The organism is Photobacterium sp. SP02 (genome assembly GCF_038519165.1).
GTDB classification, from domain to species: Bacteria; Pseudomonadota; Gammaproteobacteria; order Enterobacterales; family Vibrionaceae; genus Photobacterium; species Photobacterium halotolerans.
This window is the reverse complement of record NZ_JASJOJ010000012.1, coordinates 21,300-41,398: the sequence shown is the minus strand read 5'-3', so window position 1 is coordinate 41,398 and position 20,099 is coordinate 21,300. Positions and strand designations below refer to the sequence as shown.

Genomic DNA, 20,099 nt, shown 5'->3' with positions numbered 1-20,099 from the left:
CAGGAGCCAGTCATGGAAGAGTTATCTGATCAAGAGATGCTGCGTTACAACCGGCAGATCATTTTACGTCAGTTCGACTTTGAGGGTCAGGAAGCCTTAAAAGCAGCAAGCATCCTGATTCTGGGTGCCGGGGGTTTAGGTTGCGCCGCGAGCCAGTATCTGGCTGCGGCCGGCGCTGGCGTACTGACCCTGATTGATGACGACAAGGTTGAGCTGTCCAATCTGCAACGCCAGGTACTCCATCACGACGCGACTGTGGGCATGCTGAAAGTCGACTCCGCCAAACAGGCACTTGAGCGGCTGAATCCGCACTGTACTGTTCGCGCCATTGGCGAGCGACTGGATGATGCCGCCCTGCTCGATCTGATCAAACAGCACACGCTGGTTGTCGACTGCAGCGATAACCTGCCGACCCGGAACCAGCTGAACCGCCTGTGTTACCAGACAAACACCCCCTTGGTATCCGGCGCGGCAATACGCATGGAAGGCCAGGTCAGCGTTTTCACCTATCAGGACGAACAGCCTTGCTATGCCTGCCTGAGCAGCCTGTTCGGCGAGCAAAACCTGAGCTGTGTCGAAGCCGGTGTGATGTCACCGCTGGTTGGGATTATCGGTGCGGTGCAGGCGATGGAAGCCATCAAAGTGATTGCTGCGATGGGTAAACCGCTGACAGGCAAAATTCTGCTGCTGGACGCCATGACCATGCACTGGCAGGAAATGAAGCTGATGAAACAGGCGAACTGCCCGGTTTGCGGTTAATACGTCAAACAGCGCAGGTACCATACTCACGAATACTGTGATCAAAGAACATCACAGTATTCGTGTTGTTACACGTAATATTCCTGCAATTTTCGTCGAATCGCATCAATAAAGCGCATTTTCCATGCAACTGTTGACCTTCTGTACTGCATAAACACCCCACCTTCGACCTTGTCTCCTTCCAACGGTAAAATGAATAAACCCTCTTTATCAGCAAGGTTAATAAACCAGGGTTCAGGCACGACAGCCATGAAAGGGGCAGCACGTACTGCTGGCGCCAGTTGTCCATAATCATTACAAATAAACGCCAAATGACGGGACTCACCATCACGCATCATCTGACGATCCAGCTCATTGATTTCCTGTGGCCAAGGGTGACAATAGCAATGCCTGAACTGGCTTAGTTCAGACATACTGAGGCTGTCTCTCTCTTGCAGTTTTTTTCGCAACGGATTGCCGAAGAGTGCCACCAAACGCGTTTTACCAACCAATTCATACTGCAGCGCGCTAATCATTTTCTGATAATCACCGACAGCAAGAACTAAGTCGACTTTATCTTCCAGCAAATCATCCCGCCAAGCCCGACGTTCAAACGGTATGCATTGCACCTGGGCCTGATAATACTCCCCCTTATCGGCCAATACCGGGGTGAGTAACGTATTAATTGCCGGTGGAATCACAACACGAAAGGTTCTTTTCTCATTTTCATCTTCGCCAAATAGCTCTTCATTCAATGAAACAAAAAGCGGCACTAGTTTTTCTTTCAGCGTACATGCAAAAGGAGTCGGAATCTGTTGATTTCCTTCACGCCGAAACAGAGGGTCATTCAGTGCTTCTCTTAATCTACCCAGAGCATGACTGACTGCAGATGGCGTAATGGCCAGCCTTCGGGCTGTTTGTCCTGTTGATCCCGTCTGTAAAAGTACGTACAGCACCTTTAATAAATTCAAATCAAGTTGAATCAAATTCATGATGCAATATTCTTATTGAGCTGTATTAAATTCACGTCAACTATACTGCGCGCTCTTAAAACTTCAACACAAAGAGCATTCATGAACCCTTATTCACTCTTGTTTGTATGTATGATGGCCATATCTGCTGATTCTTCCTGTGCTTCGCTTGATCCCACGCAACCTCTGTCAGCGGTTCCTCCGATGTCACTCTTCGATTCATGGGCAAAACCCATAGATCCATTTCAGATCACTCAAGATGTCTGGTATGTCGGCACAGAGAATTTATCTTCCGTCTTAATCACTTCTCCTGAAGGTCATGTTTTGATTGATGCCGCACTGGAAACCAATGCAGCATTAATCAGAACCAACATTGAATCGCTTGGGTTTAATGTCACTGACATCAAGTATCTTTTGAATAGCCATGCACGACTGGATCAGGCCGGTGGCCTTGCCCGGTTAAAAATGTGGAGCGGAGGTCAATTAGTCGCAAGTCCCGACAATGCGGCACAATTGGCCCGCGGCGGTAAATCTGATTTTGCCCTGGGGGATGCGCTTCCGTTTCCCCCTGTTCATGTGGATAAAATTATTCAGGATAAAGAAAGTTTTTCTCTGGGTGCTATCCAGGTAACAGCCCTATTCACACCGGGACATCTGCCTGGAGCAACGTCATGGAAAATAGAGTTAAGCAATGGACAAGAACTTTTATATGCCGACAGCCTGGCAACCCCTGGATACCATTTAATCAATAATAAAAACTATCCCAATCTTGTCGCTGATTTACGGTACAGCTTTGACCTGCTGGCTTCGCAGAGCCCAGACATTTTCATTGCTAATAAAGGGAACCGTTTCAAATTAACCGACAAACGACGTCGCTACTACTCCGGTGATAAAGAGGCCTTCATTGACAGAGCCGGGCTGAAACACTACGTCGACGCATCAAGGAAAAGTTTTGAGCAACAGCTTGCCAGCCAGCAAAACGTAAGCACAGATTCCATAAACAAATAACAGAGTTAAAAACAGATAAAAGAATGCCGTTCATTTTCAAGAACGGCATTCTGCCTTTAGCTCTCCAGCAGCGTGCGCAAGCACATCACTTCATGATGTACAAATCACGGGTGTAGCGGTTTGCCGAGGCATTGGTTGTCGAATACCCGCCAACTTTGGGCGACTTGATGACGGTCTTGGTATAAAAATACACAGGGATAGCCGGCATATCTTCAGCAAAAATACGTTCCGCTTCCTGATAGAAGTGGTTCCGCTCTTGATCAGATTTCGCCGCTAAGGCGTCTGCCATGGCTTTGTCGTAGGCTTGGTTGGCCCAACGCGAATAATTCATGCCCTTGCTTTCAAAGTACGACAGAAAGGTTGATGCTTCGTTGTAGTCCCCTACCCAGGCGTATCGCGCCAGACTAAAGTCTTTCTGCGCCAGCTTCTGCAGGAAGGTTTTCCATTCCTGATTCGCCAGATCCACGTCTACCGGCAGGCTCTGTTTCCACATCGACAGCATCGCCAGCGCCAGTTTTTTGTGCGATTCATTGGTGTTATAGACCAGCTCAAATTTCAGCGGGTTATCTTTCGAATAGCCCGCTTCTTTCAACAATTCCCGCGCTTTTTGGTTACGTTCCTTCTGAGACAGCGAAGCCCAGGCCAATTCCGGCGCATCAAAACCCGCCACAGCAGGCGGTGTCACACCGTAGGCTGGGATCTGCCCCTGCCCCAGAATAAGCTGAGTCACCACATCACGATCGATCGCGTAAGCCAGTGCTTTACGGACGCGGACATCATCAAATGGCTTCTTATCTAAGTTGAACAGATAATAATAGGTCGCCAGCGATGGCATGGTCAGCAGCTCATCAGGGCGTTCTTGCTTAATTTGCTTATATTGTTCGAGCGGAAATGTCGCTGTGATGTCAATTTCACCGGTACGGTAGCGGTTGTATTCTGCGGTCTGGTTTTCAATCGCCAGATAGGCAGCTTTGTTAATCACCGTCTTCGCATCGTTCCAGTATGCCGGGTTACGTACCAGATCAATGCGCTCGTTCACCACCCAGTTGGTCAGCGTGTATGCGCCTGAACTGACGATATGATCCGGATTGGTCCAGTTGTCGCCATACTTTTCAACCGCTTTGCGGTAGACAGGAAACGTTGATGGATGTGAGAGCATTTTGACAAAATAAGGCGTTGGCTGAGTCAGCGTGAATTGCACAGTGCTGTCATCCAGCGCCTTGACACCCAAAGTGTCTTTGTCTTTTTTGCCATCGGTGATATCAACAGCATTCAATATATTCGCGGTGCCCAAATACCAGGAATAAGGCGCTGCAGAGGCCGGATCGGCATTGCGCTTAAAGCTGTATTCCACATCGTGTGCCGTTAATGGCTCACCGTTCGACCACTTCAGGCCGTCACGAAGATGGAAGGTCACGGTTTTACCATCGGCTGAGATATCCCAGTGCGTCGCCAGGGCAGGAATAATATTGCCTTCCTTATCTTCTGACACTAAACCATCGAATAAATCACTGATTACTTTGCTGCTTGAGTCATCTGTGGTCATGGTGGGATCTAAGGTTGGCACCTCACCGCCCAGACTCCAGACAATTTCCTGTTTCTCTGCCAGCGTCACGCCCGCAGGCACATCGGCCGCATAAGCCGCGCCAGACATCAGCAGGGAAATACCTGCTGCCAACGCTTTCACTTTCATTCCTTGCATGTCTCTTCCTTGTCAATTGTAGTGTGTTGTCAGGGTTGAATAAGCCTTGGATGGAACCTGACTGTTTTTTACTCACAATCAATGACGATAAATGGTCCAAAACGGTAACCATTCAGGAATATAAACATACGCTCATATTGAGCAAGAGAGAATAACAGCGGTCACAAAAAAGCCGGTGAGTTTCACCGGCTTAAGTCAGAGATGCAGCACTTTCAATTATCGTTGAGACGAATACCATCATTTTCGATGATGATCAGGCCTTTCTTGTATAAGCTGCCAATGGTTTTCTTGAAGGTTGCCTTACTGGTTCTGAACGCTTTGAAGATATCATCGGGTGCTGACTTATCGCTCAAAGGCAGAAAGCCGCCCTGCCGCTCCAGCGTGGTCAGAATTTTATCCGCCAGATCGTCCACTTTCGCTTTGCCAGCTTTTTGTAATGACAAATTGATCTTGCCATCCGGACGGATCTCTTTGATATAGGCCTTCAGTTTCTTACCGACAAACAGCTTGCCAAAGGCTTCTGTTTTAAAGAAAAGTCCCCAGTGCAAATCTTCGATCACCGCTTTATAACCCAGCTCAGTGGTTTCTGCGATCAAGACTTTCACTTCATCACCAACCTGATAAGGGGCCGGTGTTTTGTCCAGAAAGCGGTTTAGTTTGGTCGAACCAACGATGCGCCCGGATGCTTTATCAGTATAGATGCGCACCAGAATATTCTGGCCGACTTCCAGCCGGCGTCGCTGCTCACTGAAGGGGACCAGCAGATCTTTATCCAGCCCCCAGTCGACAAAGGCACCCACACCGGAAATGCCGACTATCTTCAGCAGCGCAAAATCGCCGACTTGCGCCAGCGGTTGTTTCGTCGTCGCGATAATGTCATCTTCAGAATCAAAATAGACGAACACCTCCAGCTGATCCCCCAGAGATGTGCCTTCAGGCACAGACGATTTCGGCAGCAAAATATTGCCAAAATCCTCACCACCATCCAGAAACACGCCAAAATCTACAATTTTTACGACTTCCAACGTGTTGTACTGACCAATTTTAATCATAAATATGTCACTCTCAGGGTAAACTATTCCAGCGGTTATCCGCCTCAATCTCCGGTCAACAGGGTTTCTGACACGAAACTAACGTTGTACAGGAGAAAGCACGCTATTTTGAAACGCGCATTATACGTGATGTTGATTCAGGCTGCCTGACCAAAATAGGCGTATCTGACCAAAATTTCTGCTGTCGAGCCATAACTCGTTGTCTGGTAGTGCTATTTCACATGAGTTTACACTAAAATTCTAACAGCAACTGAATCCAGCCGAACCACACTACAGAACCTTCAGAGAGGAACAAAATTAAGTGATCACCGTTGAAAAGAAAGATGGCCATAACCTGAAAATGTCGCATGTCATTCATGAGGCAAAAAACCGTCAGCTTGATGTATTTCTTTTCATTCCCGGTGAACTTGGCCTGAACGCCAATATCATGTCTGAAGACGAGTTCTATCATAATGTGATTCACGGTAAGCGAACTTACTTCAGTGATGTACATCACCTGCCACTGGTCCACAGCCGGCTCGCCAGTCGAGGCAATTTGCCATCCGGCCAGTACCGCTTGAGCCTGAGTTTGTTTGCTTACCAGTTTGCGGTCGCGCTGGAAGAAACCGTCCACCAGCTGCTTGATGAAAAAGTTGAACGGACAACCGAGGAGCTCGAAGAAGTCGCCAGTGTCTCGGCGGGTATCCTCAAGCGTTTGCGCCGGAATGTGCCGAGTGATGAAGAACTGCTCAAGTATTACCAGAACATAGATAACTATTTATCCTGGTTTACGGAACAGCGCTTCCTGTCGTTAGTCGCTCACCTGCCAAGAGCGGAAAACTACAGCGAAATTAAAACACTGTATCTGGATTTCTGTCAGGCCGAATCTGATCACCGTTTATCCAATCACTATAACTCTGAGCGTGCAACCGCTGATCCAACCCGTATGTCGAACAAAATGCGACTGCTGCGGCGCTTGATCGAATACCCGGTCACGATGAAAGAGAGCACGACCGTGTTGGGCAATACCACCAAAAAAGTCGTGACCGGATTTGCAGCTGGTTTTGTGATGATCTTTGTCACCATCATGTTGATTGAAGCCCGCGGGGTGCTGGGCGACATTACCGCGTCGTTTATTCTGGTGCTGTCGGTCATTTATGCCGCCCGCGAGGTGTTCAAAGACGATCTTAAGCATGCACTGTGGCGCTGGGTTCGAAAAGGCAAGCCCAAGTGGCGTAAACAATTTTTTGACAGCGACAGCAATAAACTGATTGGACGCCAGCTGGAATGGCTGGAGTACATGCGGTACGACACCCTGGATGACGACATCAAGAAAGCGCGCAAGCACAAGGTGTCGGCGAAAGAAGAAGCCATTTTGCATTACAAAAGTACCACCAGAATGTCGACGACCAAGTTTCTGACCGGGTATGAGCAAACCAAAGAATCGATTCTTTTTGATCTGCGGTTTCTGTCCACACTGATGGAGAAAGGCTCGCAGAAAATTTATGTCATGCGAGACGGCCAGGTGGCGAGAGAATCAGTTGAAAAACGGCATCTGATTAACCTGATCACCCGGGAGAGTGACGAAGATCAGGAACCTAAAATCCAGCGCTGGAAGATCATCATGAACCGTTCAAAGATCGTCGATATTGAAGCGATTGATTGATTTTCTCCGCTAACTGACACAATTGTTGGCCTCTTCTATGCTTATGTGATGAGGAGGCCCGCTTTCCGATGTCATTAACCCTACATTTTATGCCTTGTTTACAGGCCGTAACTTGATACGCTACCCCTCACTTTCATCTGCCTGGCGGCTATTATGCGCAAACTGACCGAATTGATTTTCAATAATACTTACAGTGAATTACCCAGTGTGTTCGGGACGCGGGTGATCCCTCAGCCTTTGGATAATCCTTACCTGGTCAGTGTCAATCCTGCCGTCTGTGACATGCTGGAACTGGATCCTGCCGAAGCGCAGACCCCTTTCTTTGCCGAACTGTTTACCGGCAACGAAGCACTGAACGGACTTGACCCACTGGCCATGAAATACACAGGCCATCAGTTCGGTCAGTACAATCCGGATTTAGGCGATGGACGCGGCCTGCTGATGGGGGAAGTGATCACCACAAAAGGCAAAAAATGGGACATCCACCTGAAAGGCTCCGGGCAGACGCCTTATTCCCGCATGGGGGATGGCCGTGCGGTATTACGCTCCAGCATTCGTGAATATCTGGCCAGTGCGGCCATGAAAGGTCTGGGGATCCGAACCACGCATGCCCTGGCCGTATTAGCCAGCGACACCCCCGTTTACCGGGAAAAAGTGGAGCCTGGCGCCACACTGATCCGGGTCGCCGAAAGCCACCTGCGTTTCGGCCACTTTGAATACCTGTTCTATACCCAGCAGCACGCGGAGCTGAAGCTGCTGGCGGATTACCTGATCAGGCATCATTTTTCCGATCTGCTTTCCCATGCCACACCGTATGCTGCCATGTTCCAGCGTATCGTCGATCTGACCGCCACCTTAATTGCCGACTGGCAAGCCGTGGGGTTTGCTCATGGTGTGATGAATACCGACAACATGTCCGTGCTCGGACTGACCTTCGACTACGGCCCTTACGGATTCCTGGACGACTATCAGCCGGGTTATATCTGTAACCATTCAGACTATTCAGGCCGCTACGCGTTCAACCAGCAACCGTCTATCGCGCTCTGGAATCTGTCTGCGCTTGGCTACGCCTTCACCCCATTACTCGACAAAGAAGAGATTGATACCGCATTACACAGCTATCAGTCTCGCCTTCAACAGGAATACAGTATCCGGATGCGCAATAAGCTGGGGATCGTGGAACGCCATGAAGAAGATAGCGACCTGTTCAGCGAGATGTTTGAGCTGCTCGCCAATCAGGCGATAGATTACACCCTGTTCTTCAGAACACTGACGGGCATACCAGCCGATAAACTGACGGACAGCAGTCACCTGTTTTCGGATCTGGTGAACGATCCTGTTCCGCTGCAAGCCTGGCTGAACACTTACGCAAAACGCCTGGCACGCGAGCAAAGCAATGATGCCGAACGACTCGCGTTCATGCGGCTGCATAATCCTAAATACATATTGCGGAACTATTTAGCCCAGCAAGCCATTGAGCAGGCGGAAAGGGGCGACTATGCCATGGTTGAAACCCTGCTAAACGTTCTGGCCAACCCTTATGATGATCACCCTGGCTATGGGCATCTGGCAGAGAAACCACCGCAATGGGGAAAAGAGCTGGAAATCAGTTGCTCGTCTTAGCAAGCACGCTTTTCCGGCACGATTCCGACACGATAGAAAAGAGCGGCAAGTAAAAAAAGAGCCTGAATACTCAGGCTCTTCGTAGTTATTGCGGGCTGCAGATAAGACTCGTCACTGCGTGTTCCGATAGCCAGCGCTGAAGTTTTGGCTGAACGGTGACAGAGCGTGACAGTAACTCACAGGGCTTATTCACTTCCCGGCTCTTTTTCAGCGTACGTTCCGCCAGAAACAACACAGCGTCATTATAAGGTTCGTCGTAATCCAGCGCGTCATTTGCCGGGTCTATCGCCAGCGTCAGTTGTGCCAGATGATCCAGATCGATCACCACGCCATCAAAGTAATGCAGAAATTTATCCGCCATCACAGCATTGGCCGGTAAATCACACATCAGGTGCACCTGCAAACCTGACTTCCCGCGAAACAAACCTTGTTCTGCCAGCAAGTCATGAACGGATGCCGCATCGCTGTATGTCCGGACAAAAGGAATCACTATGGCTATCGGCAGATCACCGGTCACATGGCGCAGCTGCTTTATAATTTTACACTGCAGTGCAAACATCCTGGCCCACTGCGGGTGCAGGTAGCGAGCCACACCGCGCAGTCCCATCACAGGATTTTCTTCTCTCGGCATTAAATGACCGCCAATCTGAGTACTGTCGCTGGCAATCTCCGCTCCGCTGAGTCTCAGCTTAAGTACCGGTTTGGTCTGTCCTGCCGCAATACGTTTCTGAGCAAATTCAGACAAATCACTGACCAGCCTGTCAACCAGATAGCTCTCAGTATCTTTGCCGCCTGTTATCGCTGACAACGCCGCTTTCTCATCGTCATTGAGCGCATCCGGCTGACACACAGCGCTGAGATGAATCCCGGTTTCAGCTATTAACGCATCCAACCCTATCAAGGCTGTATTGCTGACTTCATCTGTTGACCTTGATACCAATTGCGAGCGCGTCAATGCGATTGCTTTACCCGCGACAACATTGGTCGCCCACTCCTCTGCGGACATCATAGCCATCTCCCTTACACTGCTGTTTATTATCTGTTATTCAACCAAAGTAGCTCAGCATCCGAGTTACTCTCAAAGGTAAGCACCATTTTTATGCTCAAAGGAAACATAACAATTCACTTTTGTTCGACGCAACCATTATTCAGGTTTTCTGCAGATCCCAGTAAAATCAGGCCATAAAGGTGATGGATATTAATCGTTTGGTTTATTCCTGCGGCCTTTTAGGCTATCTTTATCCGTCATCAATGTTACACCTGAAAAGCAGGCGCCCAAATGCCCCAAAAAACCGATGAACTTCGTACCGTCAGTCTCGGACGTATGCCTTCTCCAGACGAGGTGGAAGCCGCCCACCCGATGACAGATCCTATCGCCGAACACATCGCTCATTCCCGCCGTGAGATCGAAAACATTCTGACCGGCAAAGATAACCGCCTTCTGGTTATCGTGGGTCCATGTTCAGTCCATGATACAGAAGCTGCCCTGGACTATGCGCGTCGCCTGCTGACACTGAAAGACAAATACCAGGAAAAACTGTGCATTGTCATGCGCACCTATTTCGAAAAGCCGCGCACTGTTGTCGGCTGGAAAGGCCTGGTTTCCGATCCCCATCTTGATGGTAGTCTGGATCTCGTTGCTGGCTTGTACAAAGCCAGAAAACTGCTGCTCGACATTAACCAGTTGGGTATGCCAACAGCGACCGAATTCCTGGATATGATCACAGGTCAGTACATTGCGGATTTAATCAGTTGGGGAGCGATTGGCGCACGGACCACAGAATCTCAGATACACCGTGAAATGGCCTCTGCACTTTCCTGCCCGGTAGGATTTAAAAACGGCACCGATGGTAATGTGAAAATTGCAATCGATGCGATTCGTGCCACCCGCGCACCGCACGTTTTTTGCTCCCCGGCAAAAAATGGCGAGATGACGATCTACAAAACGGCTGGTAATCCGCATGGTCACATTATTTTGCGTGGCGGAAAAATGCCAAATTATCACGCAGAAGATATTCAGGCAGCCTGCGATGCGCTGGAAGAATTCGCGCTGCCGACTAAGCTGGTGGTCGATTTCAGCCATGGAAACTGTCAGAAGCAGCATAAACGCCAGCTTGATGTGGCTGCCGACATCTGCAAACAACTGACAGATGGCAGCCGTTACATTGCCGGCATTATGGCAGAAAGCTTTATTGTCGAAGGGAATCAGTCACTGGAAAGCGGTCAGGAAAAAGGCCTGACCTATGGGCAATCCATCACAGACCCTTGCATAAGCTGGGAAGATACGGAAGAGATGCTTGCCATGCTCGCTGCTGCAGTCCAAAAACAATAAGCCAAGCCCTAAAGCCACTAGTTACAATAATCTGGCGTTTTATGATATAAAAGCGCCCATTAACAATGATGAGCAGGAATACACCATGCCTTCTTTTGATATTATTTCTGAAGTCGATACCGTTGAGCTGAAAAATGCGGTAGATAACAGTAACCGCGAGCTGGACACCCGCTTTGATTTCCGCAATGTAGAAGCCACTTTCAGTCTGAATAAAGAAATCGTGAAAATGTCTGCTGAAGCTGAGTTTCAGCTGCTGCAAATGCGCGATATCCTTCGCGGAAACTTAGCCAAACGCGGCGTTGATGCCCGCGCAATGGAAACCAAAGACATGGTTCACACTGGGAAAACCTATTCACAGGAAGCCATGTTTAAACAAGGGATTGATACCCCTGTTGCTAAGCAAATAGTCAAAATGCTTAAAGATTCCAAGATCAAAGTGCAAGCTTCCATTCAGGGCGACAAAGTCCGGGTAACTGGTAAAAAGCGCGATGACCTGCAAGCGGCAATGGCGCTGGTACGAAGCTCAGAAGAGCTGGATAAGCCTTTCCAGTTCGAAAATTTCCGCGACTGATTCACCGCTTTATCCATTGATTTCAGGAAGGCGATGCATGCCTTCCTGATCAATCACAATGTCAGCATCAACACTTTTTACACCACTCCAATTAAGTTGTAGTGCGTAATCACAACTTCTCCGCAAGTCTCTGACTCCTACACTGATTCCTATTGCTTGCTATCACAGTTTGTCATTTCGCCTCACGACAAAACCGCCATAAGCGATACCTTAATTTGCAGTACATTTTTTCGGTCAACTGACCGGCTTTTACTGCACTTAAGGAACCAACAATGAATAACAGACACTTACTGCAAAGGACGCTGAAGACAGTCCTGATCAGCAGTGCTCTACTCTCTGCCAGTGTCATGGCCACGGCGAATTACAACCCCGATGGCGTTTACAGCGCGGGTGAACAAGTCATCTATCAGGGAGCCACCTATCAGGCGCTGCGCAGCACAGAAAACGAGGCACCCGATACGTATCTGGGGGATGCCTGGCAGCAGGTCAACACGCTGAACGTAGCTTCAGCAACCACAACAACCTACCCGGCCTACCAAAGCAGTGCTGTCTATGTAGGGGGCGACCACGTTTCTTACAACAGTCAGATTTATAAAGCAAAATGGTGGACACAGGGAGAAGCACCAGACGCCACACCCGGCACAGGCGTTTGGGAATGGGTCAGTGCAGACAACAACCCTGATCCCGGCCCCGGTCCTGATCCTGATCCAACGCCGGAACCGACACCGGCCAACGGTATCATTGGTCAGAACCCGGACGGCAGCTATATCATGAGCAAAACCTATCTGGATGCCCGTGAAGCCGAACTGACCAGCTCACCGGAATTCGCTGCAGTGCTGGCTTCAATCAGCACACGCGACAACGCCATTGTAGAAGCCGTTGTTCCTGGCTTGTCTACCAATCCGGATAACGTCAAACGGGTTGAAGCTTTAATCAGCGAGCAAAAATGGGATGCACTGTTCCCGGAGCGCAACGCCGCCTATACCTACTCTAACTTTCTGAAAGCGGTCGCGAAATTCAAAGGTTTTTGTGCCACCTATACCGATGAGCGTGCAGCGCAATCAGATGCCATCTGTGCCAAATCGCTGGCCGTCATGTTTGCGCATTTCACTCAGGAAACCGGCGCCCATAACCCTCACTCTCCTTACGAAGAATGGCGGCAGGGCCTGTTCTTTGTACGTGAAGCCGGGTGTTCGGAAGAGGCCTCTTCCTGCGGCTACAACAGTGAATGTGCCGCCAGTAACTGGCAGACTGAGCAGTGGCCGTGCGGGACCAATCCCGACGGCAGTTATGTGAAATATTTCGGTCGTGGTGCCAAACAGTTGTCTTACCACTACAACTACGGACCCTTCTCTGATTTTATCTTTAACGACGTTAACGTGCTGCTGCAGGATCCGGATCGTGTTGCTGACAGCTGGCTGAACCTGGCGTCTGCCGTGTTCTTCTTTGTGTATCCGCAGCCACCGAAACCTTCCATGCTTCATGTCATTGACGGTACATGGCAGCCAACAGCAACAGATATTGCTGAGAAGCGGGTGCCCGGTTTTGGTGTCACCACCATGATCATCAATGGCGGTATTGAGTGTACGCTTGACACTGAGAAACCTCAGTCAGTCAACCGTATTAAATACTACCGTGGTCACGCTGCCGCTCTGGGTGTTGCCATTCCCGCAGACGAACAGCTGGGCTGTGCGGGTATGAAAGCGTTCAAGAAAACAGGCGAAAGCACCTTTGGCCTGTACTGGGAAAATGACTGGAGCTATTACCCGGATAACCCGGGCGGCAGCAGCTTTGCCTGCCGGATTGAATCCGGTTATCAAACCGCGCACACCACGCTGAAAAAAGGCGATTATGCCAAGTGTATCCAGAAATATTACGGCGTGACGATTGAGTAACACCACTCACTCCGGCAACAGCAGATAAAGATTCCGGGATAATGAACAGCGTCATGCACTTATCCCGGATTTTTTCATGCAATAGCCTGAAAATGTGCAAGCTGTGACACCGATTCCCCTATCCGCTTTCTGTACCCTGATTTCTTTTTGTCTCACACCCGAGTTTGTTAGAGTGCCACTGCCTATCGTCGCAGACGGTGATCAGGCGACACCTTTTTCACAACTGACGGAAACACTGAATGACCCTGCCAGAGCGTCCATCTGACGAACAACCTGAAAATCCGCTTATCTGGCCCATTCTCGGCCTGCTGGAAAAGCAACCCGATGGATGGATGGTGCACACCCTGGCAGAATCGTTGAAGCAACAAGGTTTACTGAACACCTTAGACGAGGTTGCTGAGCAAGATCTTTTCAAACGAAATTTTCTGCTGATGAATGCGTTATACCAACTGCAGCAAATGCTGTTGCCCCGGCAGTGGCTGCAGGCTCAGGCTATGAACATCAAACTGATGCAAAATCAGGGTGATCAGCAAATCGACGAACAAGACCCGCTCAGGGAGTATTATCTGGACTGGCAGAATTATCACTCGGATACCAATACTATCCGCGATCTGCTGTCGGCGTTCTGGCAAAAGTATCAGCAGCACATTGGCAATCTGAGTGTCACAACAAACGCCTCATGGCAGCAGGATCTGGCCGTGCTTGAGCTTCCCGCTGATGCCAGTCCGGCACAGATACGCAAACAATGGCGAAGGCTGGCATTGCGCTGGCACCCTGATCGCCCGGAAGGAAATACAGACAAATTCCGGCAGGCCTGTGAAGCCTGGCAGCGCATTCAAAGCCGCCTCCACAACTAACCCCCAAACGCCAACTCATTCAAATTTTTCTAATAAGCTGTTCGTCAGCCTGAACTGTTCTGTTGCCTCTGCCCGGCGTACACTTTTTCAAAATACGCCGGAAGCTGATATTCGGAGGCAATCATGGCAATCAGACACATTCAACATATCCTGCGCTCTCACCCATCGTCAGATGGTGATGGTGTCAAAATTCAACGCGTGCATGGTTTCGACAATGCGGCATTCTCGCCTTTTCTGATGGTTGATGAGCTCAAATCTGATCAGGCCGCTGACTATATTGGCGGGTTTCCACCCCATCCGCACCGAGGCATAGAAACACTGACTTATATGTTACGCGGTCACTTTCAGCATCAAGACCACATGGGCAACAAAGGTGAGCTGAAAGACAGTGGCGCCCAGTGGATGTCAGCAGGTAAAGGGGTTATTCACAGTGAGATGCCCATCATGTCCGACGGGCAATTGCATGGTTTTCAAATTTGGATAAACCTGCCCGCCAGCAAAAAAATGCTGCCCGCTCAGTACCATGACTTCCAGTCTGACGTTATTACTGAGAAACAGCTAAGTGAGCAGAACCTGATTCGTGTTATTGCCGGCGATCTCACCATTGACGGTGACACTCTGACAGGTCCGCTACAAGAAACAGGTGTACCCACCACTATTGCAGACTGGCGTGCAGCAGCCGGTGAGCAATTGAACAGCTGCCTGAACCCGGATTTCCAGGCCATGTTGTATGTTTACCAGGGAGCAGTCAGCATCGAGGGACGACATGCCAAAGCCGGTGAACTGGTGATGTTAACCGCCGGTGAAGGTCTGGCAATAACAGCCACAGAAGATACCGGGCTGCTATTGCTATCGGGCACCCCGATAAATGAGCCAGTGGCACATTACGGCCCTTTCGTCATGAATACCATGGAAGAGATCGAGCAAGCGATTCGTGATTATCAGACCGGCCAGCTGACCGACTGACGGATATCCACTCGCTCTAAAAAAACAGCCCGCAATGCGGGCTGTTTTTTTATCTTTCACCAATCAGTATAAACTGGCCTCGCCTTCGGGACGGGTCTTAAACCGCCGGTGCAGCCACATATACTGCTCTGGTGCCTGCATGATCATAGGTTCTACCGCGTGTTTGTTGATATAAGCTGCTGCCGCATCCGGATCATTATGCGGGAAGTCTTCCAACGGTTTAAACACTCTGAGTGTATACATACCGTCATCGGTGTCGCGGACCAGGGCAATAGGTACAATGGCACAATCAGTGGCATCAACCAATAAACTGGTTCCTACCGTCGTACACGCCTTATCAACGGCAAACAGGGGGGCAAAGGTTGAACGGCGACGACCATAATCATGATCAGGGGCATACCAGACCCGCTCCCCTTCACGCAAGGCACGGAACATCCCTTTGACATCTTTGCGATCCAGCATATAACGGTTGGAACGCACCCGGCCTTTAAACTGGAAATAGTCAAAACAAGGGTTATTGTTCGGGCGGTAGACACCCACACCCGGCGCTCTAAGGCCGAATGCGCGGGCTCCGACTTCCAGGTTCATGGAATGAACGGCCACCAGCAGTACACCTTTCCCTTGCTTATCCAGCTCATCCAGATACTCAACACCTTCAAACCGAATGTGTCGTTTCACCCGCCATTCAGGCCAGAACCAGGCCATACCGGTTTCAAACAAAGCCAGTCCGGCATTGTCGATATTTTTCTTAATCAACGCATCGCGCTCATCCTTTGGCATGTCTGGAAAGCAGAGTTCCAGATTACGCTCAATGGTATAGCGGCGCTTTTTGAGCAGCTTGATTGCCAGCCTGCCGACACCTTTACCCATCAGAAATTGAATACGGTAAGGGAGTAAACTGATGAGTTTCATAGTGCCAATCATCAACAAGGTCGGCCAGTATCGGGGGTGAAGAAGTTCGGCCTTAAATTCCGGTGCCGTCAATTTGCTCATAACAGAGACGATTTTCCTTATTGTTTGAAGCGAAGCCTGCACTGTCATCGTCGTGGGCAGACAGGAAAAGAACAATGTATTGTATACCAGCATGGCAAGCTTGCAAGAACCACAGCACCTGGTCTGTTCACCTGGCAACTATCCCTGCAGTGCCAAACAAAGAAAAAAAGAAAAGCCACCCGCAGGTGGCCAGTTGAAAATTATAGTTTTAGTCTGTTGTTATTATAATTCTGAATCCCTGCACAGTATCAGCGCTTCCCCTAAGCCCTGAAGCAGTGATCTCAGATACTCCCTCTTCTTCCACATCACTACATTAACTTGGTCGCTATACGCGCTTTGTTTCTGCTGTGTCTGGTTTCATCCTTTGTTTGCACTATTCGGGCCAACTTTATCCATACATTAATTTCAGTGTGTTACGGTTTTACAAAGCTGAGGGCTTCAGAGAGCTGTAAAACTCTCTGACAGTAACAACGGCTGCCAGGCGACCTAAAACGCCGTTCATCCTGGCTGAAATTGGTGATACTCTGGCATCGTCAGTTAAGATGTTTAAACGGAGTTAACACGGCAGCTATGTCCATCAGTAAAACCAAATCCAGCTTTTATCGTCGCTTATACGTCGCCCACCTGATCGACCAGGGCATCGCGACAGTGCCCGCTTTGCTTGAGTATACGGGGATGCCGAGGCGCACAGCACAAGACACCATTAAAAGCCTCTCCGACCTCGATATTGTGTGTGAATTTAAACAGGCAGAGGGAGAACGCCACCGAAGCGGACGGTATGAAATTCAGGAATGGGGCGCAATCAACAAACAATGGATTGCCGACAACCTCACAGACATAAAAGCGGTGCTTGATTACCCCTGATAAACTATCGGCTGGGCAAATTATCGCAGCCTGCAACTCATATTGCGTTGCATTTTGCCTGTCTGATTTTCAGACACCCCGGTAAAGTGAACGCGAATTCCACACGGGCTCAAAAAATAGGCTACAAAGTAATGAAGGGCGGTAAACTCCAGCCTCATTCAGCGATTTTGAGCCTTACCACTGCCGCTCTTATCATAAGAGTCTGTAACCTGTGACAGAAAAATGTCATATTGACTTGGTTGCAAAGTAACCTAAGAGACAGTTTCTCGCGAAACTAGCGCTAAAAATGGCGTGTTTACTGGCTATATTAGCAATATGTTGTGTTAATATTCGGGCCAAAATTTTTCAGCTTGTCACGGACAAAAGAGAAGATAAATATGGCTTTAGACTTTTCAAAAATGACGGTGGATTTATCCGCAATGCCAACCACTATTGATATGGCACATGGCGTACTGGCCGCTCTGGTTGTTATTCTTTTACTGCTATACGTGACAAAGAAAGGCAAACCGGTAGAAGTTGAGAAAGTCGTCGAGAAAGAAGTCCAGGTTGAAAAAATTGTCGAAGTCGAAAAACCGGTCGAAAAGATTGTTGAAGTAGAGAAAATTGTTGAGGTGGAATCTAAACTCAAAACCGCAACGCCTGACGCTGCACTTCAGCTCTTGTCTCTGCTGCAAAAAGAAGCGCGTTTCATCGACTTTATGCAAGAAGATCTGAAAGGCTTTGCCGATGCCGAAATTGGCGCGGCTGCCCGGGTTATTCACGAAGGCGGTAAAAAAGTACTGGATGAATATTTCCGGTTCGCGCCAGTGCGCAGTGAAGAAGAAGAAACCCGCATTACCTTACCAGAAGGCTTTAATGCCTCTGAAGTCCGCCTGACAGGCAATGTGGTGGGTAATGCGCCTTTCACTGGCACCCTCATTCACCGCGGCTGGAAAGTTACAGAAATTCATTTACCTAAAATGTCGGACGGACACGACCCGCGTATCCTGTCGGCTGCTGAGGTTGAGCTATAATGCAAGCACATCAAGAACATAAATACAGTGTGGGTATCGACCTTGGCACCACCCACTGCGTTCTGTCTTATGTTGATTTACAACAGGACGATGCACCGGTCACTGTGATGCCAATCGCCCAGCTAACCACCCCGGGCAATGTAGAAGAAAAATCGCAATTGCCTTCTTTCATGTATCAGGCACACGAATCTGAACTGGCACCCGGGGATACCACCCTGCCGTGGGATGCCCAACCGAATGCGATTGTCGGTGCAATGGCGCGTCATTTAGGGAGTAAAACCCCTATCCGTTTAATCGCCAGCGCCAAAAGCTGGTTGTGCCATGGTGGTATTAACCGTCGTGATGCTTTTCTGCCGCTGAATGCGCCAGAAGAAGTGACAAAGGTTTCACCGCTGGAAGCGACCCGCGCTTATTTGTCCCACCTGGCGAAAGCCTGGGGTCACAAACACCCTGATGCATCACTGTTCGATCAGGATGTCACCATTACCGTACCGGCCTCTTTCGACCCGGCGGCACGCGATTTAACGGCAGAAGCAGCGCGTGAAGTTGGCTTCAAACACCTGACGCTGTTAGAAGAGCCACAGGCAGCGGTATACAGCTGGATCAAAAATAACGATGACACCTGGCGTGATCAGGTCAGTGTGGGCGATGTCGTTCTGGTTGTCGATATCGGTGGGGGCACCACCGACCTTTCTCTGGTCGCCGTGACAGAAGAAGACGGCAACCTGACGCTCAATCGCGTTGCTGTCGGTGATCATATTTTGCTGGGCGGCGATAACATGGACCTTGCGCTGGCTTACCGCCTGAAAGCCAAACTGGCGCAGGAAGGCAAGCCGCTACAGCCCTGGCAAATCCAAGCCATTACCCACGCTTGCCGTGATGCTAAAGAAGCCCTGCTGACAGACAATACTCTGCAGGCTGTTCCCATTGTAGTGCCAAGCCGGGGTTCAAAACTGCTCGGTGGCACACTGCAGACTGAACTGACCCAAGAGGAAGTACAGCAAACACTGGTAGAAGGCTTCTTCCCGCAGACAAGTATTGAAGAGCATCCGGTTGAAATGCAGCGCGGTGCCCTGACACAAATGGGCCTGCCTTACGCACAAGATGCCGCTATTACCCGTCATATTGCCGGTTTTCTGAGTCGTCAATCCTCCGCCGTGGATGAACTTTTTGATAGCTTTGAGCAAATTCATGACGGCTTCATTCGTCCGACTGCAATTTTGTTCAACGGCGGCGTACTGAAATCCGATCTGCTTTCTCAACGCCTGACCTCCACCATTAATCAATGGCTGACTCAGGCTGGCAGCCCGGAAGCCAAACGCCTGCAGGGACTGGATCTGGATTTGGCTGTTGCCCACGGCGCTTCCTATTACGGCTCCGTGCGCCAGGGCAAAGGCGTTCGCATTCGCGGTGGTATTGCCAGCAGTTACTATGTTGGCATTGAAAGTGCCATGCCGGCCATTCCAGGTATGGAGCCGCCTGTAGAAGCACTTTGCGTGGCGCCCTTTGGTATGGAAGAAGGCAGTCATGCAGAAGTGTCAGGCAGAGAATTCGGCTTGATCATTGGCCAGCCCGTGACTTTCCGATTCTTCGGTTCAACGGTTCGCCGGGAAGATGCACCGGGTGTCCTGCTTGACTGGTGGCAACCGGAAGAGCTGGAAGAACTGCCAGCGATTCAAGTGACCCTACCGGTATCCGATGGCCGTACTGCTGGGCAAGTCGTTCCTGTTTCACTGGCGGCACGGGTGACAGAACTGGGTACACTATGTCTGGAAGCCATTCCGACCGACGGCGGACAGAAGTGGCAAGTAGAGTTTGACGTTCGGGAAAGTTAATGCTTTCTCAGATGAAATTTCGACGGCGCATTCA

The 20,099-nt window shown here is 49.7% G+C and carries 17 protein-coding genes; 12 read left to right on the top strand and 5 right to left on the bottom strand.

The genetic code is table 11. The features are described 5' to 3' along the window. The first annotated feature begins 12 nt into the window (after window positions 1-12). Complete coding sequence (gene moeB, locus P0Y67_RS07685) at window positions 13-759, top strand: molybdopterin-synthase adenylyltransferase MoeB (RefSeq protein ID WP_342391413.1); 747 nt, start codon at window positions 13-15, stop codon at window positions 757-759. Between the two features lie 68 nt (window positions 760-827). On the opposite strand, the gene P0Y67_RS07680 is transcribed toward moeB, so the two are convergent. Next, window positions 828-1,730, bottom strand: a complete 903-nt coding sequence (locus P0Y67_RS07680) for a LysR family transcriptional regulator (protein ID WP_342391412.1) — start codon at window positions 1,728-1,730, stop codon at window positions 828-830. An 81-nt stretch (window positions 1,731-1,811) separates the two neighbouring features. On the opposite strand from P0Y67_RS07680, the gene P0Y67_RS07675 reads away from it, so the two are divergent. Continuing rightward, window positions 1,812-2,717, top strand: coding sequence for an HARLDQ motif MBL-fold protein (locus P0Y67_RS07675; protein WP_342391411.1), 906 nt, complete (start codon window positions 1,812-1,814; stop codon window positions 2,715-2,717). An 85-nt stretch (window positions 2,718-2,802) separates the two neighbouring features. On the opposite strand, the gene P0Y67_RS07670 is transcribed toward P0Y67_RS07675, so the two are convergent. Together P0Y67_RS07670 and P0Y67_RS07665 are read right to left on the bottom strand one after the other, a co-directional pair. Beyond that, the gene (locus P0Y67_RS07670) at window positions 2,803-4,419 is read right to left on the bottom strand and encodes a peptide ABC transporter substrate-binding protein (RefSeq protein WP_342391410.1); all 1,617 of its coding nucleotides are present in this window, start codon (window positions 4,417-4,419) and stop codon (window positions 2,803-2,805) included. Window positions 4,420-4,631: 212 nt separating this feature from the next. Continuing rightward, on the bottom strand, window positions 4,632-5,471 hold the full coding sequence (locus P0Y67_RS07665; RefSeq protein WP_342391409.1) for a CvfB family protein: 840 nt from the start codon (window positions 5,469-5,471) through the stop codon (window positions 4,632-4,634). A 301-nt stretch (window positions 5,472-5,772) separates the two neighbouring features. Here P0Y67_RS07665 and P0Y67_RS07660 point away from each other — a divergent pair, with 301 nt between their 5' ends. Both P0Y67_RS07660 and P0Y67_RS07655 read left to right on the top strand, forming a co-directional pair. Further along, window positions 5,773-7,116, top strand: a complete 1,344-nt coding sequence (locus tag P0Y67_RS07660; RefSeq protein WP_342391408.1) for a hypothetical protein — start codon at window positions 5,773-5,775, stop codon at window positions 7,114-7,116. Between the two features lie 153 nt (window positions 7,117-7,269). Beyond that, window positions 7,270-8,739, top strand: coding sequence for a protein adenylyltransferase SelO (locus P0Y67_RS07655; protein ID WP_342391407.1), 1,470 nt, complete (start codon window positions 7,270-7,272; stop codon window positions 8,737-8,739). 85 nt (window positions 8,740-8,824) lie between these two features. On the opposite strand, the gene P0Y67_RS07650 is transcribed toward P0Y67_RS07655, so the two are convergent. Continuing rightward, window positions 8,825-9,748: a putative PEP-binding protein gene (locus P0Y67_RS07650; protein ID WP_342391406.1), complete on the bottom strand. Its 924-nt coding sequence runs from the start codon at window positions 9,746-9,748 to the stop codon at window positions 8,825-8,827. Window positions 9,749-10,018: 270 nt separating this feature from the next. On the opposite strand from P0Y67_RS07650, the gene P0Y67_RS07645 reads away from it, so the two are divergent. The 5 genes from P0Y67_RS07645 (at window position 10,019) to P0Y67_RS07625 (ending at window position 15,360) form a co-directional block, all read left to right on the top strand. Beyond that, window positions 10,019-11,071, top strand: a complete 1,053-nt coding sequence (locus P0Y67_RS07645; protein ID WP_027252149.1) for a 3-deoxy-7-phosphoheptulonate synthase — start codon at window positions 10,019-10,021, stop codon at window positions 11,069-11,071. Window positions 11,072-11,156: 85 nt separating this feature from the next. After that, window positions 11,157-11,642 carry a YajQ family cyclic di-GMP-binding protein gene (locus P0Y67_RS07640; protein WP_027252148.1) on the top strand — a complete coding sequence of 162 codons (486 nt, stop codon included), beginning with the start codon at window positions 11,157-11,159 and terminating at the stop codon, window positions 11,640-11,642. Window positions 11,643-11,914: 272 nt separating this feature from the next. Beyond that, window positions 11,915-13,537: a glycoside hydrolase family 19 protein gene (locus tag P0Y67_RS07635; RefSeq protein WP_342391405.1), complete on the top strand. Its 1,623-nt coding sequence runs from the start codon at window positions 11,915-11,917 to the stop codon at window positions 13,535-13,537. A 239-nt stretch (window positions 13,538-13,776) separates the two neighbouring features. Further along, window positions 13,777-14,394, top strand: a complete 618-nt coding sequence (locus P0Y67_RS07630) for a DNA-J related domain-containing protein (protein ID WP_342391404.1) — start codon at window positions 13,777-13,779, stop codon at window positions 14,392-14,394. Between the two features lie 123 nt (window positions 14,395-14,517). Further along, window positions 14,518-15,360, top strand: coding sequence for a pirin family protein (locus tag P0Y67_RS07625; RefSeq protein WP_342391403.1), 843 nt, complete (start codon window positions 14,518-14,520; stop codon window positions 15,358-15,360). A 63-nt stretch (window positions 15,361-15,423) separates the two neighbouring features. Here the strand turns inward: P0Y67_RS07625 and lpxL are convergent, their stop codons facing one another. Then, entirely contained in the window at window positions 15,424-16,353 is a 930-nt protein-coding gene (lpxL, locus tag P0Y67_RS07620) for an LpxL/LpxP family Kdo(2)-lipid IV(A) lauroyl/palmitoleoyl acyltransferase (protein WP_342391402.1), read from the bottom strand. 570 nt (window positions 16,354-16,923) lie between these two features. Between lpxL and P0Y67_RS07615 the strand changes: the two genes are divergently transcribed. The 3 genes from P0Y67_RS07615 (at window position 16,924) to P0Y67_RS07605 (ending at window position 20,065) form a co-directional block, all read left to right on the top strand. Then, window positions 16,924-17,217 (top strand): winged helix-turn-helix domain-containing protein, encoded by a 294-nt coding sequence (locus P0Y67_RS07615; RefSeq protein WP_027252143.1) that lies wholly within the window; start codon window positions 16,924-16,926, stop codon window positions 17,215-17,217. Window positions 17,218-17,615: 398 nt separating this feature from the next. Beyond that, window positions 17,616-18,230, top strand: a complete 615-nt coding sequence (locus P0Y67_RS07610) for a DUF2760 domain-containing protein (RefSeq protein ID WP_027252142.1) — start codon at window positions 17,616-17,618, stop codon at window positions 18,228-18,230. Beyond that, the gene (locus P0Y67_RS07605; RefSeq protein ID WP_342391401.1) at window positions 18,230-20,065 is read left to right on the top strand and encodes an Hsp70 family protein; all 1,836 of its coding nucleotides are present in this window, start codon (window positions 18,230-18,232) and stop codon (window positions 20,063-20,065) included. Before P0Y67_RS07610 ends, P0Y67_RS07605 begins: the two co-directional genes overlap by 1 nt. The last annotated feature ends 34 nt before the right edge of the window (window positions 20,066-20,099 follow it).

Bases quoted from the DNA above. Each gene is read 5' to 3' on its own strand.
- P0Y67_RS07670 (WP_342391410.1), bottom strand. From the start codon at position 4,419: ATGCAAGGAATGAAAGTGAAAGCGTTGGCAGCAGGTATTTCCCTGCTG.
- P0Y67_RS07645 (WP_027252149.1), top strand. From the start codon at position 10,019: ATGCCCCAAAAAACCGATGAACTTCGTACCGTCAGTCTCGGACGTATG.
- P0Y67_RS07665 (WP_342391409.1), bottom strand. From the start codon at position 5,471: ATGATTAAAATTGGTCAGTACAACACGTTGGAAGTCGTAAAAATTGTA.
- moeB (WP_342391413.1), top strand. From the start codon at position 13: ATGGAAGAGTTATCTGATCAAGAGATGCTGCGTTACAACCGGCAGATC.
- P0Y67_RS07635 (WP_342391405.1), top strand. From the start codon at position 11,915: ATGAATAACAGACACTTACTGCAAAGGACGCTGAAGACAGTCCTGATC.
- P0Y67_RS07605 (WP_342391401.1), top strand. From the start codon at position 18,230: ATGCAAGCACATCAAGAACATAAATACAGTGTGGGTATCGACCTTGGC.
- P0Y67_RS07650 (WP_342391406.1), bottom strand. From the start codon at position 9,748: ATGATGTCCGCAGAGGAGTGGGCGACCAATGTTGTCGCGGGTAAAGCA.
- lpxL (WP_342391402.1), bottom strand. From the start codon at position 16,353: ATGAGCAAATTGACGGCACCGGAATTTAAGGCCGAACTTCTTCACCCC.
- P0Y67_RS07630 (WP_342391404.1), top strand. From the start codon at position 13,777: ATGACCCTGCCAGAGCGTCCATCTGACGAACAACCTGAAAATCCGCTT.
- P0Y67_RS07610 (WP_027252142.1), top strand. From the start codon at position 17,616: ATGACGGTGGATTTATCCGCAATGCCAACCACTATTGATATGGCACAT.
- P0Y67_RS07640 (WP_027252148.1), top strand. From the start codon at position 11,157: ATGCCTTCTTTTGATATTATTTCTGAAGTCGATACCGTTGAGCTGAAA.
- P0Y67_RS07615 (WP_027252143.1), top strand. From the start codon at position 16,924: ATGTCCATCAGTAAAACCAAATCCAGCTTTTATCGTCGCTTATACGTC.
- P0Y67_RS07625 (WP_342391403.1), top strand. From the start codon at position 14,518: ATGGCAATCAGACACATTCAACATATCCTGCGCTCTCACCCATCGTCA.
- P0Y67_RS07675 (WP_342391411.1), top strand. From the start codon at position 1,812: ATGAACCCTTATTCACTCTTGTTTGTATGTATGATGGCCATATCTGCT.
- P0Y67_RS07680 (WP_342391412.1), bottom strand. From the start codon at position 1,730: ATGAATTTGATTCAACTTGATTTGAATTTATTAAAGGTGCTGTACGTA.
- P0Y67_RS07655 (WP_342391407.1), top strand. From the start codon at position 7,270: ATGCGCAAACTGACCGAATTGATTTTCAATAATACTTACAGTGAATTA.